The 17,988-nt window shown below is 60.2% G+C and carries 17 protein-coding genes and 2 tRNA genes; 6 read left to right on the top strand and 13 right to left on the bottom strand.

Annotated features, from left to right (window positions below):
• Positions 1-62: 62 nt before the first annotated feature.
• A complete protein-coding gene (locus OKC42_RS10485) occupies positions 63-1,301 on the top strand; it encodes a GGDEF domain-containing protein (RefSeq protein ID WP_064338066.1) in 1,239 nt (412 codons plus the stop codon).
• On the top strand, positions 1,298-1,822 hold the full coding sequence (locus OKC42_RS10480; protein WP_199428256.1) for a GNAT family N-acetyltransferase: 525 nt from the start codon (positions 1,298-1,300) through the stop codon (positions 1,820-1,822). Before OKC42_RS10485 ends, OKC42_RS10480 begins: the two co-directional genes overlap by 4 nt.
• 60 nt (positions 1,823-1,882) lie before the next feature.
• On the opposite strand, the gene OKC42_RS10475 is transcribed toward OKC42_RS10480, so the two are convergent.
• From OKC42_RS10475 to OKC42_RS10460, 4 genes are all read right to left on the bottom strand, one after another.
• Positions 1,883-2,743: a PA4780 family RIO1-like protein kinase gene (locus tag OKC42_RS10475; protein ID WP_019445814.1), complete on the bottom strand. Its 861-nt coding sequence runs from the start codon at positions 2,741-2,743 to the stop codon at positions 1,883-1,885.
• Between the two features lie 195 nt (positions 2,744-2,938).
• Positions 2,939-3,934, bottom strand: coding sequence for an LpxL/LpxP family acyltransferase (locus tag OKC42_RS10470; RefSeq protein WP_069555789.1), 996 nt, complete (start codon positions 3,932-3,934; stop codon positions 2,939-2,941).
• A gap of 150 nt (positions 3,935-4,084) precedes the next feature.
• A complete protein-coding gene (gene lpxM / locus OKC42_RS10465; RefSeq protein WP_199428255.1) occupies positions 4,085-5,074 on the bottom strand; it encodes a lauroyl-Kdo(2)-lipid IV(A) myristoyltransferase in 990 nt (329 codons plus the stop codon).
• Positions 5,075-5,332: 258 nt separating this feature from the next.
• Positions 5,333-6,325, bottom strand: a complete 993-nt coding sequence (locus OKC42_RS10460; protein ID WP_199428254.1) for a TDT family transporter — start codon at positions 6,323-6,325, stop codon at positions 5,333-5,335.
• Between the two features lie 102 nt (positions 6,326-6,427).
• Between OKC42_RS10460 and OKC42_RS10455 the strand changes: the two genes are divergently transcribed.
• On the top strand, positions 6,428-7,333 hold the full coding sequence (locus OKC42_RS10455; protein WP_069555788.1) for a LysR substrate-binding domain-containing protein: 906 nt from the start codon (positions 6,428-6,430) through the stop codon (positions 7,331-7,333).
• A 94-nt stretch (positions 7,334-7,427) separates the two neighbouring features.
• On the opposite strand, the gene nfo is transcribed toward OKC42_RS10455, so the two are convergent.
• The 5 genes from nfo to OKC42_RS10430 form a co-directional block, all read right to left on the bottom strand.
• Positions 7,428-8,270: a deoxyribonuclease IV gene (nfo, locus tag OKC42_RS10450; protein ID WP_199428253.1), complete on the bottom strand. Its 843-nt coding sequence runs from the start codon at positions 8,268-8,270 to the stop codon at positions 7,428-7,430.
• Positions 8,271-8,587: 317 nt separating this feature from the next.
• Positions 8,588-8,917 (bottom strand): YbaB/EbfC family nucleoid-associated protein, encoded by a 330-nt coding sequence (locus OKC42_RS10445; RefSeq protein WP_005333445.1) that lies wholly within the window; start codon positions 8,915-8,917, stop codon positions 8,588-8,590.
• A 114-nt stretch (positions 8,918-9,031) separates the two neighbouring features.
• Positions 9,032-11,623: a DNA polymerase III subunit gamma/tau gene (dnaX, locus tag OKC42_RS10440; RefSeq protein WP_199428252.1), complete on the bottom strand. Its 2,592-nt coding sequence runs from the start codon at positions 11,621-11,623 to the stop codon at positions 9,032-9,034.
• A 172-nt stretch (positions 11,624-11,795) separates the two neighbouring features.
• On the bottom strand, positions 11,796-12,341 hold the full coding sequence (gene apt / locus OKC42_RS10435) for an adenine phosphoribosyltransferase (RefSeq protein ID WP_005352403.1): 546 nt from the start codon (positions 12,339-12,341) through the stop codon (positions 11,796-11,798).
• A gap of 134 nt (positions 12,342-12,475) precedes the next feature.
• A complete protein-coding gene (locus OKC42_RS10430; protein ID WP_199428251.1) occupies positions 12,476-12,853 on the bottom strand; it encodes a YbaN family protein in 378 nt (125 codons plus the stop codon).
• Between the two features lie 123 nt (positions 12,854-12,976).
• On the opposite strand from OKC42_RS10430, the gene dusC reads away from it, so the two are divergent.
• The 3 genes from dusC (at position 12,977) to OKC42_RS10415 (ending at position 15,268) form a co-directional block, all read left to right on the top strand.
• Positions 12,977-13,921, top strand: coding sequence for a tRNA dihydrouridine(16) synthase DusC (dusC, locus tag OKC42_RS10425; RefSeq protein WP_139408356.1), 945 nt, complete (start codon positions 12,977-12,979; stop codon positions 13,919-13,921).
• A gap of 97 nt (positions 13,922-14,018) precedes the next feature.
• A complete protein-coding gene (locus OKC42_RS10420; RefSeq protein WP_005333451.1) occupies positions 14,019-14,387 on the top strand; it encodes a TraR/DksA family transcriptional regulator in 369 nt (122 codons plus the stop codon).
• A gap of 161 nt (positions 14,388-14,548) precedes the next feature.
• The gene (locus OKC42_RS10415; protein WP_199415467.1) at positions 14,549-15,268 is read left to right on the top strand and encodes a substrate-binding periplasmic protein; all 720 of its coding nucleotides are present in this window, start codon (positions 14,549-14,551) and stop codon (positions 15,266-15,268) included.
• Between the two features lie 116 nt (positions 15,269-15,384).
• On the opposite strand, the gene yjjG is transcribed toward OKC42_RS10415, so the two are convergent.
• From yjjG to OKC42_RS10395, 4 genes are all read right to left on the bottom strand, one after another.
• Positions 15,385-16,065 carry a pyrimidine 5'-nucleotidase gene (yjjG, locus tag OKC42_RS10410; protein ID WP_005333455.1) on the bottom strand — a complete coding sequence of 227 codons (681 nt, stop codon included), beginning with the start codon at positions 16,063-16,065 and terminating at the stop codon, positions 15,385-15,387.
• Positions 16,066-16,079: 14 nt separating this feature from the next.
• Entirely contained in the window at positions 16,080-17,579 is a 1,500-nt protein-coding gene (locus OKC42_RS10405; protein ID WP_199428273.1) for a M17 family metallopeptidase, read from the bottom strand.
• Between the two features lie 170 nt (positions 17,580-17,749).
• Positions 17,750-17,826 (bottom strand) — tRNA-Met (locus OKC42_RS10400).
• 88 nt (positions 17,827-17,914) lie between these two features.
• Positions 17,915-17,988 (bottom strand) — tRNA-Met (locus OKC42_RS10395).

Here is a 17,988-nt window from a genome sequence, read left to right as displayed (position 1 = left end):
CTGCCAGCGGGCGATACCCCATCGCCTGTTCGTTCACAGGTGACTTCCCAGAGAGCCCCTTGATGCCAAGTCTGTTTTCCTCGGCCCAGTTGTTGAGTCTGGTGCTGTTCGTCACGCTGTCACATGTGGGGGTCGCCACCATTTTCGCCGCCATGTGGCACACCCATCGCCAGATCAGGGCATTGATCTACTGGTCAGCGGGGGAACTGGTTATCGCGGGGGCTTTTTGCTGCCTGCTGCTGCGCCCCCTTGAGGGAAATGCATCCCTTGCCAATATTCTCTGCACCAACCTGCTGTTGATGTCGACCACCCTGCTCTATGAACGGGGTATGCGCCACTTCTTTCGCCGTGAAGCCGACCAACTGGGCTGGCTGCTGCCCGCCGTTACCCTCGGCGGTTTCGTTTTGTTTGCCCTGACCGCCCTGCAGCAACCCCTCTTTGATGTGCACAGCCGGATCATCGTGCTCTCCGGCGTGCTCTCGCTGCAGATTGCGCTGCTTATCTGGCAGCTCTGGCGCTACCAGCGGCTGGCCCCCGTCTATCGGGTGCTGCGCTTTGCCATTCTGCTGCTCGGCCTGCAACTGCTGTTGCAACTGCTGCGGATCGCCAAACACCTCTGGCAACCGGAGCTGGCGGCCAACTCCTTCACCGACCCGCTGCTCGGGCCTGTGATCCTGCTCAGCCTGCTCTTTACCATCGCCCGCAGTTATCTGCTGCTGAGCCTGGTCCACACCCGCCAGCAGCAAGCCCTGCTGACCACCCAGCGCAAGCTGGAGCGGCGCGCCAATCAGGATGAGCTGACCGGCCTCTTCAGCCGCCACTATTTCGAACGCCAGGTGACCCTGCGCGCCCGCGAGGTGACAAGCCCCGCCCAGCTGCTGCTGATCGATCTGGACAACTTCAAACAGATCAACGACCGCCACGGTCACCCCGCCGGTGATGCCATGCTGCGGGCCGTGGGTCGGGTGATCGCCAATACCCTGCCTGCCGAGGGAATGGCCGGTCGGCTTGGCGGCGATGAGCTGGCCCTGCTGCTGATGGCGGACCCGCAGACCCTGCCCGACTACTGTCACAGCCTGCAACAGCAGATCGCCGAGGCGACCCGGGCGCTGGCTGGTGGCCCCATCAGCCTCAGCATCGGCCTCACCTCGCTGCACCCTGACGAGGGATTTGAAGCGGCCTACCTGCGAGCGGATCAGGCTCTTTACGCCGCCAAACAGGCTGGAAGGCAACGGGCCTGCGTGCTGGAACCCCACCACAGCGAACCGCAACCGCTGCAGCCCTGCGCGCTCCTGTCATGAGCGCAGTGCTCGCTCTGCAGTGCCGACCGGCCAGGCTGGCAGATGCCCCGGCTTACCGGCGCTATGTCACCGAATGCGCCGAGGACAGACAGCCGCTCTATCAGGTGGCGCAATTTGACCCGGACGGCTGGCTACAGAGCCTGCTGGATCACGCCAAAGGGTGCAACTTGCCCAGTGGATACCTGCCGACCACCACCTATTTTGCCCTCGATGGCGAGGAGATCATCGCCACCCTGCGACTGCGTCACGGTGACAATGAGGCAACCCGCCAGTGGCTGGGTCATATCGGTTACGAAACCCGCCCCTCTCGCCGTGGCGAAGGGGCCGCGACCGTGCTGCTGCGCTGGGTGCAACAACAGGTACTGGCAGCGCCGGTGCTGATCTGCTGTGACCAAGACAATCTGGCTTCCCGCAAGGTGATTACAGCCGCCGGTGGTGTGTTGCTGGGGCGGCGCTTCCATCCGGGGGATCGCAACTGGCTGGAGATGTATCAGCTAGCCCACTGCCCCAGCCGACCATAGCCGTGGCAGTAATAAAAAGAGCGCCCCGAAGGCGCTCTTTTTGCGAACGTGGCAAGACCGTTAGTAGCTGTCTTCCTGCTCCGCCTTCATCCGGGCCTGACGGGCATAGGCCTCCTCCTCGGCGCTCTCGATCTCCTGCAGCACCGAATCGAGATCGATGGCGGCGCGGCTCTCTTCAAAGTGACCGGTCAGCTCGCTATCGGGGGTGAGTTTGCCATCTTCAAACAGCGCCCACATCTCCTGGGCATAACGGGTCTTGAGCAGCTCGGGGGCATACATACCGTAGTAGTTGCGCATGTTGTTGACGTCCCGCTCCAGCATCGCCTTGGCCTGGTTGTTGGCGGCGGCATCCACCACCTGGGGCAGGTCGATGATGACAGGGCCCTGTTCATCCACCAGCACATTGAACTCGGAGAGATCGCCGTGGATAAGACCGGCGCAGAGCATGCGCACCACATATCGGATCACCTTGTGGTGATCGATGACCGCTTGCTCAGGGGTGAGTGCCACATCGTTGAGGCGCGGCGCGACATTGCCATCCTCATCGGTGATAAGTTCCATCAAGAGGACACCATCGAGGCAGACATAGGGCTGCGGCACCCGCACACCGGCCGCCGCCAGCTTGAACAGGGCGTCGACCTCGGTGTTCTGCCACACCTCTTCATGCTGTTTGCGGCCGTACTTGGAGCCCTTCTCCATGGCGCGGGCGCTGCGGCTGTTACGCACCTTGCGCCCCTCCTGATAGACCACGGCCTGCTTGAAGCTGCGCTTGGACGCCTCTTTATAAACTTTGGCGCAGCGGATCTCGTCGCCGCAGCGCACCACATAGACGTCGGCCTCTTTGCCGCTCATCAACCGGCTGACGACCTCATCGACTAGGCCGTCATCAACCAGAGGTTGGATTCGATTTGGAATTTTCATGGCCGCCCTTTTACCCTATTTCCGCTCTCGAAGATAGCTCCGCGCACGCTCACCTGCCTCTCCCTTTCATAAGACACCCTGTTATCCCCTGTTTGCGCTGTTTTTGTCCACCCGTTCGCCTTAAAAACCACCATCAGCAGACCAAATACGAAAGGCGCCTGTGCCAACAAAAATGGCCCGCAAGCGGGCCAACTTTCAAGGTTCAGGCGGCAAGCCCTGACGAATGCGCTGGATCCCCGCTTCATAGAGGCCGTCATCCCCCTCCTGGTGCTCCAGGGTTTCGAAGATCTTGAGAAACCACATGTACTGCTCGGGATGGCGCGCCACCTGCATCTCCACCACCCGGTTCATGGCATTGACGTCTGCCAGCAGATCGGCGGTGGGATAAGGGTCAAACGGCGGCTCAATCTCCAGCAGATAGCGTCCCTCATCCTCGTCATAGCTAGCGAAGATGGGCACGGCTCTGGCACCAGTCAGCTTCACCAGCTTGGGCAGCGCGGGCAGGGTTGCCTTGGGGCGACCAAAAAAGGGAACAAACACGCTCGCCTCGCGGCCGTGGTCCTGATCTGGCAGGTAAAAAAAACTGGCACCGGCGCGGATCGACTTGATCGCCGGTTTGATCCCGGCGCTGCGCTCATAGACCTTGCCCCCTTTGGCCCGCTCGCGGTTGATGTACCAGTCGAACACCTGATCTTTCGGGCTCTTCATCATGGTGCACATCTCGATGCCCATCATGGAGAAGTAGCGGCCAATCATGTCGACCGCCCAGGTATGAGGCACCACCAGGATCACCGGGCGGCCCGCAGCCTGCTCCGCTTGCACATGCTCCCAGCCGGTGACCTTGATGCGGCGGGTCAGCCGTGCCTTGCTGCGCCAGCTGAGCTCGCCAAAGCCCATAAAGGTCTTGAGCCCGACCCGGATCGATTTGAGCAGCAGCGCCTGCCGTGCGGCGGCATCCAGCTCGGGAAAGCAGATCTTGAGGTTGGTATCGGCGATATAGGCCTGCTTTTTCGAAAAACGCAGCAGGGTTGGAGAGACCAGATCGGCAAAGCGATCCCTCAGTCTCGCGGGGGTAAATGCCAGCAGGGAAAGCAGGCCCAGCGCACACCAGCTGCCCCACCATTTGGGATGCAGCAGGCGGCTATGAAATGAGGTATCAAATACCGGATCTAACGCAGACATGGCGGCCATCAAGTCATCAAAAACAAACGGTTATTGTAGTTATCCTGACATTTTTTTCTACCCTGGGGAGGCTGGCCATCAGCCTGCAAGGCACTGATCAGACTAGTTATCATAAAAAATGGCCCACCTGGGGCCATTTCAATCAATCCAAATTCTGGGTCAGCCGTGGGGCGACAATCCCTTGCGGATCCGGCGTATCCCCTCTTCGTAGAGGCCATCCAGCCCCTCCTGATCTTCACGGGTATCGAAGATCTTGAGGAACCACATGTATTGACCCGGATGGCACATCAGCTGCTGTTGCACCATGTCGTTCATCCGACAGGTATCGGCCATCACATCCTCGGTTGGATAGTTGTCGAACGGTGCCTCAATCTCCAGTCGGTAGCAGTGGTTCGCTTCGTCATAGCAGGCGAGCAGCGGCACCGCCTTGGCGCCACTGACCTGCACCAGACGGGGCAAGGCAGGCAGGGTCGCTTTGGGATAGCCAAAGAAGGGGGCGAAGATGCTCTTCTCGCGGCCATGATCCTGATCCGGCAGATAGAAGAAGCTGCGACCGCTCTTGATGGTCCTGATCACCGCCTTGATCCCGGCGCTGCGCTCATAGACGCGGCAACCGTTCTTGGCTCGTGCACGGTTGAGGTGCCAGTCAAACACCGGATTGCGCGCCCGTTTCATCATGGTGCACATCGGCACCCCGCGCTGGGTGAAGCAGTAACCGGCGGCATCCACCGGCCAGGTATGGGGCACCACCAGGATCACCGGACGGCCGGCCGCCCGCTCCGCCTCGATATGCTCCCAACCGATCACCTGCATCCGGCTCATCAGATAACGCTGGCTGCGCATGGTGAACTCGCCAAATCCCAACAGACTCTTGAGGCCGACCCGGATCGAGGTCAGTGCAATGGCATCCCGCTCTTCCGGGCTCTTGTCCGGGAAACATATCTCCAGATTGGTTCTGGCGATATATATCTGTTTTTTCGAGATACGAAACACCAGCGGTGCCAAGGCTTCGGCCAAACGGTCGCGCAATCGCACCGGCACAAAGGCCAGCAACATCAGCACGCCGAGCGCCAGCCAGCTGAACCAGTAGCGGGGATGCAGAAAACGGGCTTCAAAAGAGGAGTCAAATACGGGATCTTGGGACGACATGTATTGGGGTCGAGCGAAAAAGTGGTGCTGCATTGTAGTCGTCCTGACAGGTAATACCAGTTAAATCCATGGCAAATAGCCCGCCACGGGCGCCACATCAAAAAACCATAAAAAAATGCCCCGCACTGCGGGGCATTTTGCTCGTTACACAACCAGGGTGGAGGCTCTTTGTCCATCCATCGTATGACTGGTCGTTTATCCCGTCGCTCTCGGAGCGCACTGCTTATCCATTTCCCGATGTCACATCTTCTTCAAGATTTAACGGTGAGCACCCTGGCGGGCCATGCCGTTATTCATTTCGGTATTACGCTGCGGCAGAAAAAACATCAGGTAACGCAGTGCCACATACCCGACGATGACGGTAGCCACCCCCAGCTCGAAGTGGGCCAGCAGTCTGATCTGCTCGACGTAGTGACTCCTTTGCGCAAACCCTTCAACCAGATGAGCCACTTTGAACAGGGCGGTGGCACCGATCACCAGCGGGAAGGTGAAGGCGGCATAACCCGGCGAGAAGGGCAGACGCAGCAGTTTGATGAAGGCCAGATAGATGATGCCGGTCATCAGGATGGCAATCCCCAACAGCACGGCCACCAGCAGCAGTGACGGCTCCTGACTGACGGTCAGGTAACCGGCCAGAGAGAGGCTGGCAGGGGCAGCCAGAATGGCGATGGTCGGTTTGGCGGCATCCGGCACTTCATGGCTGAAGATCAGGCGATAGAGCATCAGCGGCAGCATCAGGCCATAGCAGATGATCCCGAACCAGAGCAGACCGTTGGCCAGCGGGGCAAATTGACCACCCGGGAAGGCGACGTCAGCCACGATGATCCCCACCGGTGGCACGAACCAGCTCGGCACCATGTGGTGGATTTCAAACTCTTTGGCGCGATGCCAGATAAAGGTGGCCAGGAACAGCAGGTGAACCGCCACGGCAAACAGCCAGAGGGCCTCGCCCGCTTGCGGCGCAATCATACCCAGCGCTTTGGAGACCACCATGGTGCCCATGGCATAGGTCGGTACCACACTGCCCACCACGGGGTGAGCGAGATCCTGCAACAGCAGGCGGGGGTGAAGCAGAAACTTGAAGGTCAGGATCACCAGCAGCACGGCCGCGATGGCAGCGCCCAGCAGTTGCATCCGGCCATCGAAGTGACCGGCATTTTCCCAACACCAACCAAGGCTGGCGATGCCCAGCGCCAGACCCGCCATGGGGGTTGGGGCGGCAGCCAGTGATTTACGGGTTCTTGCGATCATGATGACACCTTTCTATTGATGACGATGGCGATAGGATAATGGTCTCTTATCGTTTACGATATCTAAATGAATTAAATCAATCATTCAGGAAAACCAAACACGATGAAACTGACCCTGCAGCAGCTGAAAGTGTTCGCCACCATTGCCCGTTATGGAAACCTTGGCCTTGCCGCCAACGAGCTCTGCCTGAGCAAGGGGGCCGTCTCCCAGTCGCTGCAGGAGCTGGAGCGCCAGCTCTCTACCCCGCTGTTTGACCGCATTCACCCCAGATTGCAGCTCAACAACGAGGGGCGCCTGCTGCAACCAGCTGCTGAAGAGCTGCTGACCCGGATGCAGGATATCGAGAACCTGTTCAGCCCCGATGCCGAGCCGAGCGGCCAGCTTCGCCTTGGTGCCAGCCAGACCATCGGCAACTACCTGCTCCCCACCCTGCTCGCCAACAGCAAACAGGAGCTGGGACTCCCCCCCAAGGTGACCATCAACAACACTCACCTGCTCTGTCATGCGCTGGCCAACTTCGAGCTGGATATGGCGCTGATCGAAGGGGAGAACCACCACCCCGACCTGCTCGCTGAACCCTGGCTGCAGGACGAGATGCTGGTGGTGGCCCCACCCGGTCACCCGCTTGCCAACAAGAAGGAGCTCTCCCTCTCCCGACTGGGGGGCGAGACCTGGGTATTGCGTGAAGCACAATCGGGCAGCCGCGAGCAGTTTATCCAGCAGATCCAGCCCGAGCTGCCCCGCTGGCAACCAGGGCTTGAACTCAACACCCTGGAGGCGGTGATGCTGGCGGTGGAGAAGGGGCTTGGTATCTCCTTTATCTCCCGGCTGGCAGCCTCGGATCGCCTGGCAGATGGGCGGCTGATCGCCCTGCCCCTCTCCCGTCGCTTCCCGCGCCAGCTCTCCCTTATCTGGCACAAGCAGAAGTACCACTCCACCTCCCTGCGCCACTTTATCCACTTCTGCCGGGCTCAGGTGAAGGATGCCGAGGTGAGCCGTGCAGAGTAACGCCCGCTCGGAGCGCCGCTGGCAGACCTGCATGCCTATGGGAAAAAAACAGAGAGGGAGCCACGGCTCCCTCTCTTTGATTCGCTTCTGAGTATCACTTCGCCAGACTGCGCAACCAGCTGATCTCCTCGCCCCAAATGGACTCGTCTATGGTCTCGAGGATCAGCGGAATGCGATCGAAGCGCTCATCATTCATGATGTGGTGGAATACCGCCTCCCCCAGATTGCCCTCCCGCAAGCTGTGGTGGCGATCGACCCGGCTGCCGAAGGTACACTTGGCGCCGTTGATATGCATCCCCTTGAGGTAGCGAAAACCGACGATCCGGTCGAACTCGGCAAAGACGGCGGCACAGCTCTCGGCGGTGCGCAGATCGTAACCGGCGGCAAAGGCGTGGCAAGTATCGAAACAGATCCCGACCCGGCTCTTGTCCTCCACCCCCTCGATGATGGTGGCGAGGTGCTCGAACGACCAGCCGAGGTTGGTCCCCTGCCCGGCGGTATTCTCGATCACCGCCGTCACCCCTTCACTGCGCTCCAGCGCCCAGTTGATGGACTCGCTCACCAACTTGAGGCTGGCCGCCTCAGGGATCTGCTTGAGATGGCTACCGGGGTGGAAGTTCAGATAACAGAGCCCCAGTTGCTCGCAACGCTTCATCTCGTCGAGAAACGCATCGCGGGATTTGGCCAGACCATCGGGATCCGGATGGCCCAGATTGATGAGATAGCTGTCGTGGGGCAGGATCTGCTCCGGCAGAAAACCGGCCTTGTCACAAGCCGCCTTGAAGGCACGGATGGTGGCATCCGACAAGGGGGCCGCCTGCCACTGACGTTGATTCTTGGTAAAGAGGGCAAACGCGTTGGCCCCGATGGCCTGGGCGCGGGTGATGGTATTCTCCACCCCGCCGGCCGCACTGACGTGGGCTCCGATATATTTCATACAATCTCCTCGATACGGCAAGCCGCCATTATGCCGATCCCGCCCGGCCACGCCAAACCGAGATATCCGATAGCGGGTATCGACAAATAGCGCCGCCTTGGCAAAGCGGCTGCGTTTCATGGCGTAATCGGCCTTCGCTGTGGCAACCGCTCCGCAGAAGGGATAGTTAGAGCCCGTCCACGCCAGCATGGCGCCCATAAAAAACGCAGCGTATCGCCTGAGCAATAACGCTGCGTCTTTGGGTCTCTCGGCCGTCCCCCTTGCCGTGACCCGAATGGCCAGCGACAAGGGAGCAAGAATGCGCGGGGAGAGTCGCCTTAGAAGGGCATCTTGAAGCCTGGCGGCAGTTGCATGCCACCGGTCAGTTCGCCCATCTTGGCCTTGTTCTGCTCTTCCACACGGCGCACGGCATCGTTGCAAGCGGCGGCGACCAGATCTTCCAGCAGCTCCTTGTCATCTTCCATCAGGGAGGGGTCGATCTCGATGCGACGGACGCTGTGGCTACCGGTCATGGTGACCTTGACCATGCCAGCACCGGCTTCACCGGTCACTTCCATCTGAGCCAGCTGCTCCTGCGCCTTCTGCATACGCTCTTGCATCTGTTGGGCCTGTTTCATCAGGTTCCCCATTCCACCTTTACCAAACATATGTCGTCTCTCGTCTTGAAATCCGGCATCCAGCGCCGGGCTGTGGGCTTGTCTGTCCTAGATGGGGACAGCCAAACTGCTTTTCAACCGGAAGCAAGCTCCCGGCCACGGAATTTAGCGGTTGAGTGGCTCGATGCTCTCGTGATGAAGCACGGCACCAAACCGCTGAACTAAAAACTGTACGTTGGGATCCTGCTCCAGATCCCGGGTCACCTGCTCCCGCACCCCGAGATAAAGGCGATGTTCGATCTCGAGGGGGGTCTCCTTGTCAGGTACCACACCGAGCGTCACCTCGACCTGCACCGGTTGACCCAGCGCTGGCCCGATGATCTCGGCCAGATCGGCGCGCGCCTTGTCGCTCACCAGATGGCGCTGCTCTGGCTTGAGGGTTAGCAGTACCTTGTCCCCTTCCCGCGTCATCACCGAGTTGATGGCCAGCTGACGCAGCCGACCACCCACCTGAGTATGGGCAATCAACTCGGCCCAAGGGTCGCCGCAACCATTGAGCAGCGAGGAGGGGATAAGGCGAGTCGCCTCTCCCTCTTGCGGCTCGCTGTCGCTCTCGAGCTCATCCCAGTCGATGGTCTCCATCACTGGCTGAGGGGGTTCATCCTGCGTCACAAGGGCAGCAGCCACTGCCGTGCTTGCAACGGGTGGCTGGGTCGCTGGGGCGGGCGTCACCGCAGGCGCCGCAGCGCTGCGCTCGCCAGGTCGATAGCTCGGCTGCCCGTCGAGATCCCAAGGTGGCAGATCGGTTGGCTGGGCCGGTGCCGTGACAGGGGCGTGGCTCATCACCTGAGTCTGCTCGGCAAAGCCCTGATTGAGGTACTCCTCGTATTCCCCGTTGTCACCCTGCGGCTCGTAACTGTCGTTATAGAGCTCCACTGGCGGCAGATCATCATAGTGACCCATCGTCGCCATCCCCTGCCCGGCCGATTGGCTGACCGGAGCTGGCTGTTGGGTGACGACCGGTGCAGCGGCGGGCGCTACAGGTTTAGCTGGCGCAACCGGCACCGCGCGCGGCGCGGGCGCCGCTGGGGCATCCTGACCACGCTGGCGACTGCGCAGCATGTTTCGCTTGCCAAGCAGGCTCTGCATGCTCGATACCGCTGATACCGGTTCAGCAGCGGCAACAGGCGTTGCTGTCGCTTCGAGCGCGGGCTCGAAGGGGGCGGTCAGCGGCTCGCCACGGGAATAGTCGGTATCGGCTGCGGCAGACGCTCGCTCATCAGCATCTGCGGGCTGTGCAGCCGAGTGCGCAGACACATCGGGCTGCGCATGGGGTAACGCGGGCTCGGGTTGATACCCCATGCCCGCAGCTTCGCGCAGCAGCTCATCCTGCTGGCTGAACAGCTCGGCGGCTTGCGCCTCCTCTTCGCTGTCGGCGGGGTTGCCGATGTCATCCACCATCGCAGGCAGGGAGACATCAACCGCGGGCACGGCACTGGTAGCAACAGGGCTGGCTAGCGGTGCAGGCACGGCGCCGCTGATCGGCGCCACTGCGGCCGATTCAGCGGCCGGGCGCTTTCCCGGCAAAGAGGCAACCGAAGTAGCGCTGCTCGCCGCACTGCTCGTCATTGACGGGGGCAGCGCAGTGAGGCTGGCCGGATGCAGGGCATCACGCCTTGGGGAGAAGGCGAGCATCCGCAGGCAGGTCATCTCCAGCGCGGTGCGGCCATCGGGAGCCCATGGCAGATCTTTCCGACCACCCAGCACGATCTGGTAGCAGAGCTGCACCTCTTCCGGGCTCATCGCCTTGGCCAGTTGCAGCAGGGAATCGGCATCCGCCCCCTGTTCCTGCACGCTGGCAGGCAGCAGCTGCGCCATGGCGATGCGATGGAGCAAACCTTCCAGCTCGGCGTGGAGCTGATCAAAATCGGGGCCCAGGGTGGCGATCTCGGTGATCTTGGCCATGGTCGCGGGGGCATCTTGCCGCAAAATGGCTTCCAGCAGCTGGTGCAGATGGCGGTGATCGAGCGTGCCCAGCATCGCCAGCACGCTCTCGAGGCGCACGCTGCCGTTACCGTGGGCCAGCGCCTGATCGGTCAGGCTCAGGGCATCTCGCATACTGCCGTCGGCGGCTTTGGCCAGGGCCAGCAGGGCGCGTGGTTCGAAGGGCTGCCCCTCCTGATCCAGCACCCATTCGAGCTGCTTGGCGATCTGGGTCTGATCCAGACTCTTCAGATGAAACTGCAGACAGCGCGAGAGAATGGTAATGGGCAGCTTCTGTGGATCCGTGGTGGCCAGCAGAAACTTCACATAGGGGGGGGGCTCTTCCAGGGTTTTCAACAGCGCGTTGAAGCTGTGGCGCGACAACATGTGCACTTCATCGATGAGGTAGACCTTGAAGCGGCCGCGGGCCGGGCGGTACTGCACGTTGTCGAGCAGCTCGCGGGTATCTTCCACCTTGGTGCGGGACGCCGCGTCAATCTCCAGCAAGTCGACAAAGTTGCCTTGATCGATCTCGCGGCAGGTATCGCAGACACCGCACGGGTGGCTGCTGATCCCCTGCTCGCAGTTGAGGCTCTTGGCCAGAATACGGGCGATGGTGGTCTTGCCGACCCCACGGGTACCGCTCAGCAGATAGGCGTGATGCAGGCGTCCCTGATCCAGGGCGTTGGTCAAGGCGGTCAGCACATGTTGCTGGCCTACCACTTGTTCAAACGTATGGGGGCGCCATTTACGCGCCAGAACCTGATAGCTCATAAATCCATCATGCAGGGAAGACAGGGCATTGAGGCCGGATGCTAACACAAATGGCGGGCTGGCTGTATCGGCTATCGGTGAGAGCGGAAGGGATCGCTTGATTTTCAAACCGATGCCCGCACGGGCACCGGTTCAATGCAGGCCCGATGCAGAGGATCGGGCCGAAGGGGCATTACTCGCCGGCCAGCTCGACCAGTGAGACCACCTTGATGCCAGCGGCAGTCAGGCGGGCATCGCCACCCAGAGACGGCAGGGAGATGATGAAGGCCGCATCGGCAACTTCACCACCGGCACGGCGGATCAGCTTGACGGTCGCATCGACGGTACCACCGGTCGCCAGCAGATCGTCCACGACCAGCACCTTGTCACCAGGCACGATGGCATCGGTGTGCAGTTGCAGGGTGTCAGTGCCGTACTCGAGGGCATAGGACTCCTCGATCACTTCGCGCGGCAGCTTGCCCGGCTTGCGGACCGGCACAAAGCCCAGTCCCATGGCATAGGCAACCGGCGCGCCAAAGATGAAGCCGCGAGCTTCGGTGCCAACAATCTTGGTGATCCCTTGATCACGATAATGATTGGCCAGCAGATCGATAGTGGCCTTGAAGGCCTCGGCGTTCTCGATCAGGCTGGTGATGTCACGAAACAGAATGCCCGGCTTCGGATAGTCGGGAATGGTCTTGATGCTTGCTTCGATAAATTTCAGGGTTTCCGGATTCATGTGTTGACCGCTTATTTTTTTGACCCAGGGGTGGCCATTTTTTCTCAATTCCCTTCTGCGGGAAATAAAAAAGCCTGTCACGCAAAAATGACAGGCCGACTCCATAGCATTATTGCTGCAATAGCTTAGGGACTTCACTTCGCCATTGCAACTGGCTCCAGCACCGGCAGGCGCATTAACCAAGTGAGCAGGATCACCATTATGACAACCAGCAACCCCTTGACCCACAGCAGTGGCACCACCGCCAGCGACACCGAAAAGGTGAGCAAAATGAAGGTAATGGCGCGCCGTCTGGCCTGACGACGAATACCGCGATACTGCTGCCAATCGACGATGGGCGGGCCAAACCAGGGATGGGTCAGCAACCAGCGATGAAAACGGGGCGATGAGCGGGCAAACAGGGCGGCAGCCAGCAACATGAAGGGGGTAGTCGGCAATAGCGGCAGCACAATGCCCACAATACCGGTGGCAAATGCCAGCCACCCGAGCGCCATCAGACACCAACGCTTCATTCCTTCTCCTTGCGTGATTTATCTCCCTCTAGCCTAACAGAGTTTGAGCGGGTGCTGACAGCGGGCCGCAACCCCACTACAATCTGCGCTCTTTTTTCTTCCCACTCTCGTCGGAAAGCCGTTATGCGCGTTATTTTGGCCCCCATGCAGGGGGTACTGGATCACCTGATGCGGGAGGTACTCACCTCCGTCAATGATTACGATCTCTGCGTGAGCGAGTTTATCCGGGTCGTCGATCAGCTGCTGCCCGCCAAGGTGTTCTACCGCCTCTGCCCTGAACTGCTGCAAGATGGCAAAACCCGCGCAGGCACCCCGGTGCGGGTTCAACTGCTGGGGCAACACCCCGAGTGGCTGGCCGAGAACGCCCTGCGCGCCATCGAGCTGGGCTCCCCCGGCGTCGATCTCAACTTCGGCTGTCCCGCCCCTACGGTCAACAAGAGCAAGGGCGGTGCGGTGCTGCTCAAAGAGCCCGAGACCATCTACCGCATCGTCAAGGCGGTGCGCGAGGCGGTGCCTGCCCATCTGCCGGTGAGCGCCAAAATTCGCCTCGGTTACGACGACAAGGATCTCTATCTGGAGAACGCCCAGGCGGTCTTCCAGGGGGGCGCCAACGAGCTGGCCGTTCATGCCCGCACCAAGCGCGAAGGGTACAAGGCCCCCGCCCACTGGGAGTATGTGGATGCCATTCGCCGCGCCCTGCCCATCCCCGTCACCGCCAACGGCGAGATTTGGGATCACAAAGATGCCCTCGCCTGCGCCAGGGTCTCGGGTTGCGATGCCCTGATGGTCGGGCGCGGCGCCATCTCCCTGCCCAATCTGGCCAACGTGATGAAAACCGGCTGCCCGCACATGAGCTGGGCCGAGGTGCTGCAGTTGATGGTGAGCTATACCGAGCAGGATCTGGCCAGCGAAAAAGCCGACTACTACCCCAGCCGCATCAAACAGTGGTTCAGCTATCTCAAGCGGGAATATCCCGAAGCGGACCTGCTGTTTCAGGAGATCCGGGTGCTCAAAGAGACGGCTCCCATCCGCGATGCCCTGTTGCAAGCAGCCAAAAGCCACGGCTAACCACGTTTAACTTGACGCATATCATCTTGATAGAGTTATCGGATCCCTATACTGCCCCGAATCTGTCGTCTGTCCTGTGGGGGATAATGTGTGTGAAATGACGCAAGCACAGTTGACTGTCTGGCGTAATCGCCTGCTGTCAGACTGGGCCCAAGTAAGAGAAACGCTGATCGGTCAGCTTAAAGCCTGCCGCCGTGACGAGTGGGCCGAACAGGTCGGTCACTGCGAGCAGGATCAACTGGTGGAACTGACCAGCCGGCTGGATCTGCCGAAGGTTGAGCAGAGCGTGGCCCGCCTCAAGCGGATCGATGCGGCACTCTGCCAGATGGATCTCGGCCTCTATGGCCTCTGCTCCGATTGTGAAGAGCCGCTTTCCATCGAACAGCTGGAACAGGATCCGACCCTGCAACGCTGCCCGCGCTGTGAAACCCGTTATCGCAAGGGATTCCACGCCCACGAACTGTGAGGGATGCACATCTGTGCATCCGCTCAACCCTCAGCACTGGTTACTCCGTCGTTCCTGTCCAATACTCAACCGTATCAGCCTGTTCGAGGGTATGCGTTGTGTACAGACTCTTGTTGTTATGGTGTTTGTGTTGCCAGGCTACGGCACAAGAGTCATTGGTCGTGGGCTGGGTCGACTGGCAGCCCTTCAGTTATCGCAATGAACAGCAACAGCTCCGCGGACTGGATGTGGAGCTGCTCAACGCCATCCTCCTGCGGGCCGGTTATCAGGCCAAATTCAGTGAAATGCCCTGGGCTCGCGTGCTGCACGAGCTGAAATTCGGCACGGTTCAGCTGACCATGTCAGCCAATATCACCGCCGAGCGGCAGCAATATGCCCGCTTCAGCCACCCCTATCGGGAAGAGGAGACGGCCATCATTATCCGTCGGCAAGATGCCGAACGCTGGCGCGGGATCACCACCCTGGAGCAGTTGATCAACACCCCCGACTTCCATATCGGAGTGCTCAAGGGCTTTGATTACGGCAATACCTTCCGCCAGTTGATGGCAAGGCCCGAGCTGCAGCCTCGCTTGCAGATGCGCCTGCGGCTGGATCAGCTGCTGAAGATGTTGCAAGGGGGACGGATCCAGGGGTTTATTCTGGATCCCCACGGACTGCAGGGGTGGCAGGATAAGGATGAAGCGCAGGATCAGCTGCATACCCTGCTGCGTATCGAAGTCACGCCGGTTCACCTGATGCTTAGCAAAGAGAGCACTACTGAGGCGCAACTGCAGCGGATCAATCAGGCTATCGATCAATTGAAACAGAGTCCCGACTATCAGCAGATCCTCGATCGCTATCAGTTCAGATCCCTGCATTCACAGGAAAACACTCATAAGTAAGGGGAGCATCAGCTCCCCTTACTGTCTCAAGCACACCCAATCCTGTCTCAAACAGCCCTGGTTGCAACTTTCCAGGACGTTTTGGTCATCGATAACGTGATGGTTAAGCCTGGCTATCAGCGTCCCAGCACAATGTCGGCAAGGTGGGCGAAGTGGTGGATTTCGTGTGTGGCATCGCACTCGCCCGCTTGCCGCGCCGGGTTGTACCAGCAGGTTGCCAGCCCCTGCGCCGCCGCCCCGGCAATATCGGTTTTCGGATTATCCCCCACCATCAGCACCCGGGCCGGATCCGGCTGCCCCATCAGGGAGAGGGTGTGCTGGAAAATAGCTGGCGCCGGCTTGGTCACCCGGATCTCGTCGGAGATCACCAGCGGCTCGAACCACTCGCTCCAGCCCAGTTTGCCGAGCCGCCCCCGCTGAGGCACGCTGAAACCATTGGTGATGATCCCCATCCGCACCTTGCTGCGTAGCTGCTGCAGGGTCTCGACCACCCCTTCGAGAGGCATGCTAAGGGCAATGATCTGCTCCAGAAAGGTGTTGTTCATCGCCATGGGATCGGCGGCAACCTGCTGGGCAAAGAGGGAGAAGCGGGTCTGCTGCAACGCCGTTGCATCGATCTCGCCGTCGTTGTACTGCTGCCAGAGCCCGTGGTTGAGGGCGTGGTACTGCGCCATGCTGGCGTCATCAGCCTGTACGCCATAGATCTGCAGAGTGTGCGTCAGCGCAGAGGCGACCGGAAAATCGAGCAGGGTTTCATCCAAATCGAACAGCACCCAGTCATAGCTTGGTTGTTTCACAGAACTCCTTGTTATCATTCAGATTGTTCAGAAGCTTGGCGACTAACTCTGCCAAGCGGGCTGGCCAGCAGATCCAGCGTGAGACGCACGCCAAAGCCGGTCACTTCGCTGGAGACCACCCCATTGCCCCCCTTGTTGCGAAAACCGCTCAGGTCGAAGTGCAGCCAGGGGGTCTGCTCGGGCACGAAGTGGGCGAGGAAACGGGCCGCATCGATGTGATCCGGCGAACTGCCCGGCGCACACTGCAACAGATCGGCCCACTCGCTCTCGATATTGTCGTCGTAATCGTCATCAAGCGGGAAGGGCCAGATCCGCTCGCCGCTGCGCTGACCCAGATTGACCAGTGATGCCATCCATTCGCTGCGATTGGTAAAGACGCCGCTGTAACGGCTACCCAGCGCCCGTTTGCAGGCCCCGGTCAGGGTCGCGTAATCGAGCAGCAGATCCGGAGTATCCTGCACCGCCATTGCCAGGGTGTCGGCCAATACCATTCGCCCTTCGGCATCGGTATCGACCACCTCGATGGAGGTGCCATTGATGGCAGTCACCACCTCGCTAGGACGATAGGCGTGAGGGCCGATATGGTTCTCGGCAATGGCCAGCCAGCAGTGTACCTCGTAGGGTAGCTGAGCTCGGCTGATGGCGTAGAGGGCCCCCAGCGCCACCGCGCTGCCCCCCATGTCCAGATGCATGCCATACATGCTGCCGGAGACCTTGAGGTTGTAACCGCCAGAGTCGTGGCAGATCCCCTTGCCCACCAACGCAATGCGGCGCACCGGCTTGGGTGGATAGTAGCTGAGCTTGACCATGGCCCCCTGATTGTCTTCCGAGCCACGAGCAACGGCCAGAAACGCCCCCGCCCCCAGCTCGGCCAGCTGCGCCTGATCATAGTGATGGCACTTCCACCCCTCATCTTGCGCCAGCTTGCTGACAAACTCGCGATAGCTGGCGGCCGTCAGCTCGGAGGCAGGCAACACCGCCAGATGGCGAGCCAGCCCGTTGCCCCCCGCTTCGCTGTAGAGGCGCGCCAAGTCCAGCACCACCGCGGGTGAAACCTTGATCTGCTGATAGCTCCAGCTGATTTCGCTGCGGCGCTTGCTGGTGGGCAACGAAATATTGGCGGCAAGCAGGGCCGACAACATCACTTCGGCCAGCATCACTCGCTCTGAGGGGGAAAAACCTTCCAGATGCAGCCCGAGCCGCTCCACATTGAGCCCAGAAAGAGGAGCAATCCAGCCTCTGATCTGTTTATAGAGGCGGTGATCCCGCGTCACACTGCCGGCCACAAACATCACCTGCAACAGGGTATTGCCGTGCATCAGGGTAAAGGGCGCTTTTTTCCCCAGCGCAAGCTGGGTCTGGAGACCCGCAAGGGCGGGGAGCGAAAGCAAGGACTCCTTCTGCTCTTCGGCGATCAGCAGCAGTTGCAACGGCAGCCCTTGGGCAAGGGCTTCGGCCAGCGTGGCATCCCGGCTTTCAATAGCAGGAGGAAGATAGGTGAAGGGAGTGATCACAGGCGTGTGCCTCATCCATGAAGAGATACCTGATGATACCCAACAAATGGTTGATACGACCAGTTTTGGTCTTTAAAAAGCGTCAGAAATAGCAGCAATCACCAGATGGTGACGAGCATCAAGAAGGATTGTTCAATGATTGCAATGCAGGAATGGAACGTACAGAAAGTTGGTTGCGGGGGCCGGATTTGAACCGACGACCTTCGGGTTATGAGCCCGACGAGCTACCGAGCTGCTCCACCCCGCGTCCGAATTGTCACCCTCAAGCCGAGCAGTAGCTTGGTGGCGTTTGTCTGCCTTCGACTGTTTACACAATCGCATGCTGACGAAAGAGTTGGTTGCGGGGGCCGGATTTGAACCGACGACCTTCGGGTTATGAGCCCGACGAGCTACCGAGCTGCTCCACCCC

It is taken from the genome of Aeromonas sp. Y311-2 (assembly GCF_027706025.1).
GTDB classification, from domain to species: domain Bacteria; phylum Pseudomonadota; class Gammaproteobacteria; order Enterobacterales; family Aeromonadaceae; genus Aeromonas; species Aeromonas veronii.
Note: the sequence above shows the minus strand (reverse complement) of the source record. Positions and strands in the feature narration are given on the sequence as shown.

Excerpts from the sequence above, each read along its gene's own strand:
- OKC42_RS10485 (WP_064338066.1), top strand. The coding sequence starts at position 63 with ATGCCAAGTCTGTTTTCCTCGGCCCAGTTGTTGAGTCTGGTGCTGTTC.
- OKC42_RS10480 (WP_199428256.1), top strand. The coding sequence starts at position 1,298 with ATGAGCGCAGTGCTCGCTCTGCAGTGCCGACCGGCCAGGCTGGCAGAT.
- OKC42_RS10475 (WP_019445814.1), bottom strand. The coding sequence starts at position 2,743 with ATGAAAATTCCAAATCGAATCCAACCTCTGGTTGATGACGGCCTAGTC.
- OKC42_RS10470 (WP_069555789.1), bottom strand. The coding sequence starts at position 3,934 with ATGGCCGCCATGTCTGCGTTAGATCCGGTATTTGATACCTCATTTCAT.
- lpxM (WP_199428255.1), bottom strand. The coding sequence starts at position 5,074 with ATGTCGTCCCAAGATCCCGTATTTGACTCCTCTTTTGAAGCCCGTTTT.
- OKC42_RS10460 (WP_199428254.1), bottom strand. The coding sequence starts at position 6,325 with ATGATCGCAAGAACCCGTAAATCACTGGCTGCCGCCCCAACCCCCATG.
- OKC42_RS10455 (WP_069555788.1), top strand. The coding sequence starts at position 6,428 with ATGAAACTGACCCTGCAGCAGCTGAAAGTGTTCGCCACCATTGCCCGT.
- nfo (WP_199428253.1), bottom strand. The coding sequence starts at position 8,270 with ATGAAATATATCGGAGCCCACGTCAGTGCGGCCGGCGGGGTGGAGAAT.
- OKC42_RS10445 (WP_005333445.1), bottom strand. The coding sequence starts at position 8,917 with ATGTTTGGTAAAGGTGGAATGGGGAACCTGATGAAACAGGCCCAACAG.
- dnaX (WP_199428252.1), bottom strand. The coding sequence starts at position 11,623 with ATGAGCTATCAGGTTCTGGCGCGTAAATGGCGCCCCCATACGTTTGAA.
- apt (WP_005352403.1), bottom strand. The coding sequence starts at position 12,341 with ATGAATCCGGAAACCCTGAAATTTATCGAAGCAAGCATCAAGACCATT.
- OKC42_RS10430 (WP_199428251.1), bottom strand. The coding sequence starts at position 12,853 with ATGAAGCGTTGGTGTCTGATGGCGCTCGGGTGGCTGGCATTTGCCACC.
- dusC (WP_139408356.1), top strand. The coding sequence starts at position 12,977 with ATGCGCGTTATTTTGGCCCCCATGCAGGGGGTACTGGATCACCTGATG.
- OKC42_RS10420 (WP_005333451.1), top strand. The coding sequence starts at position 14,019 with ATGACGCAAGCACAGTTGACTGTCTGGCGTAATCGCCTGCTGTCAGAC.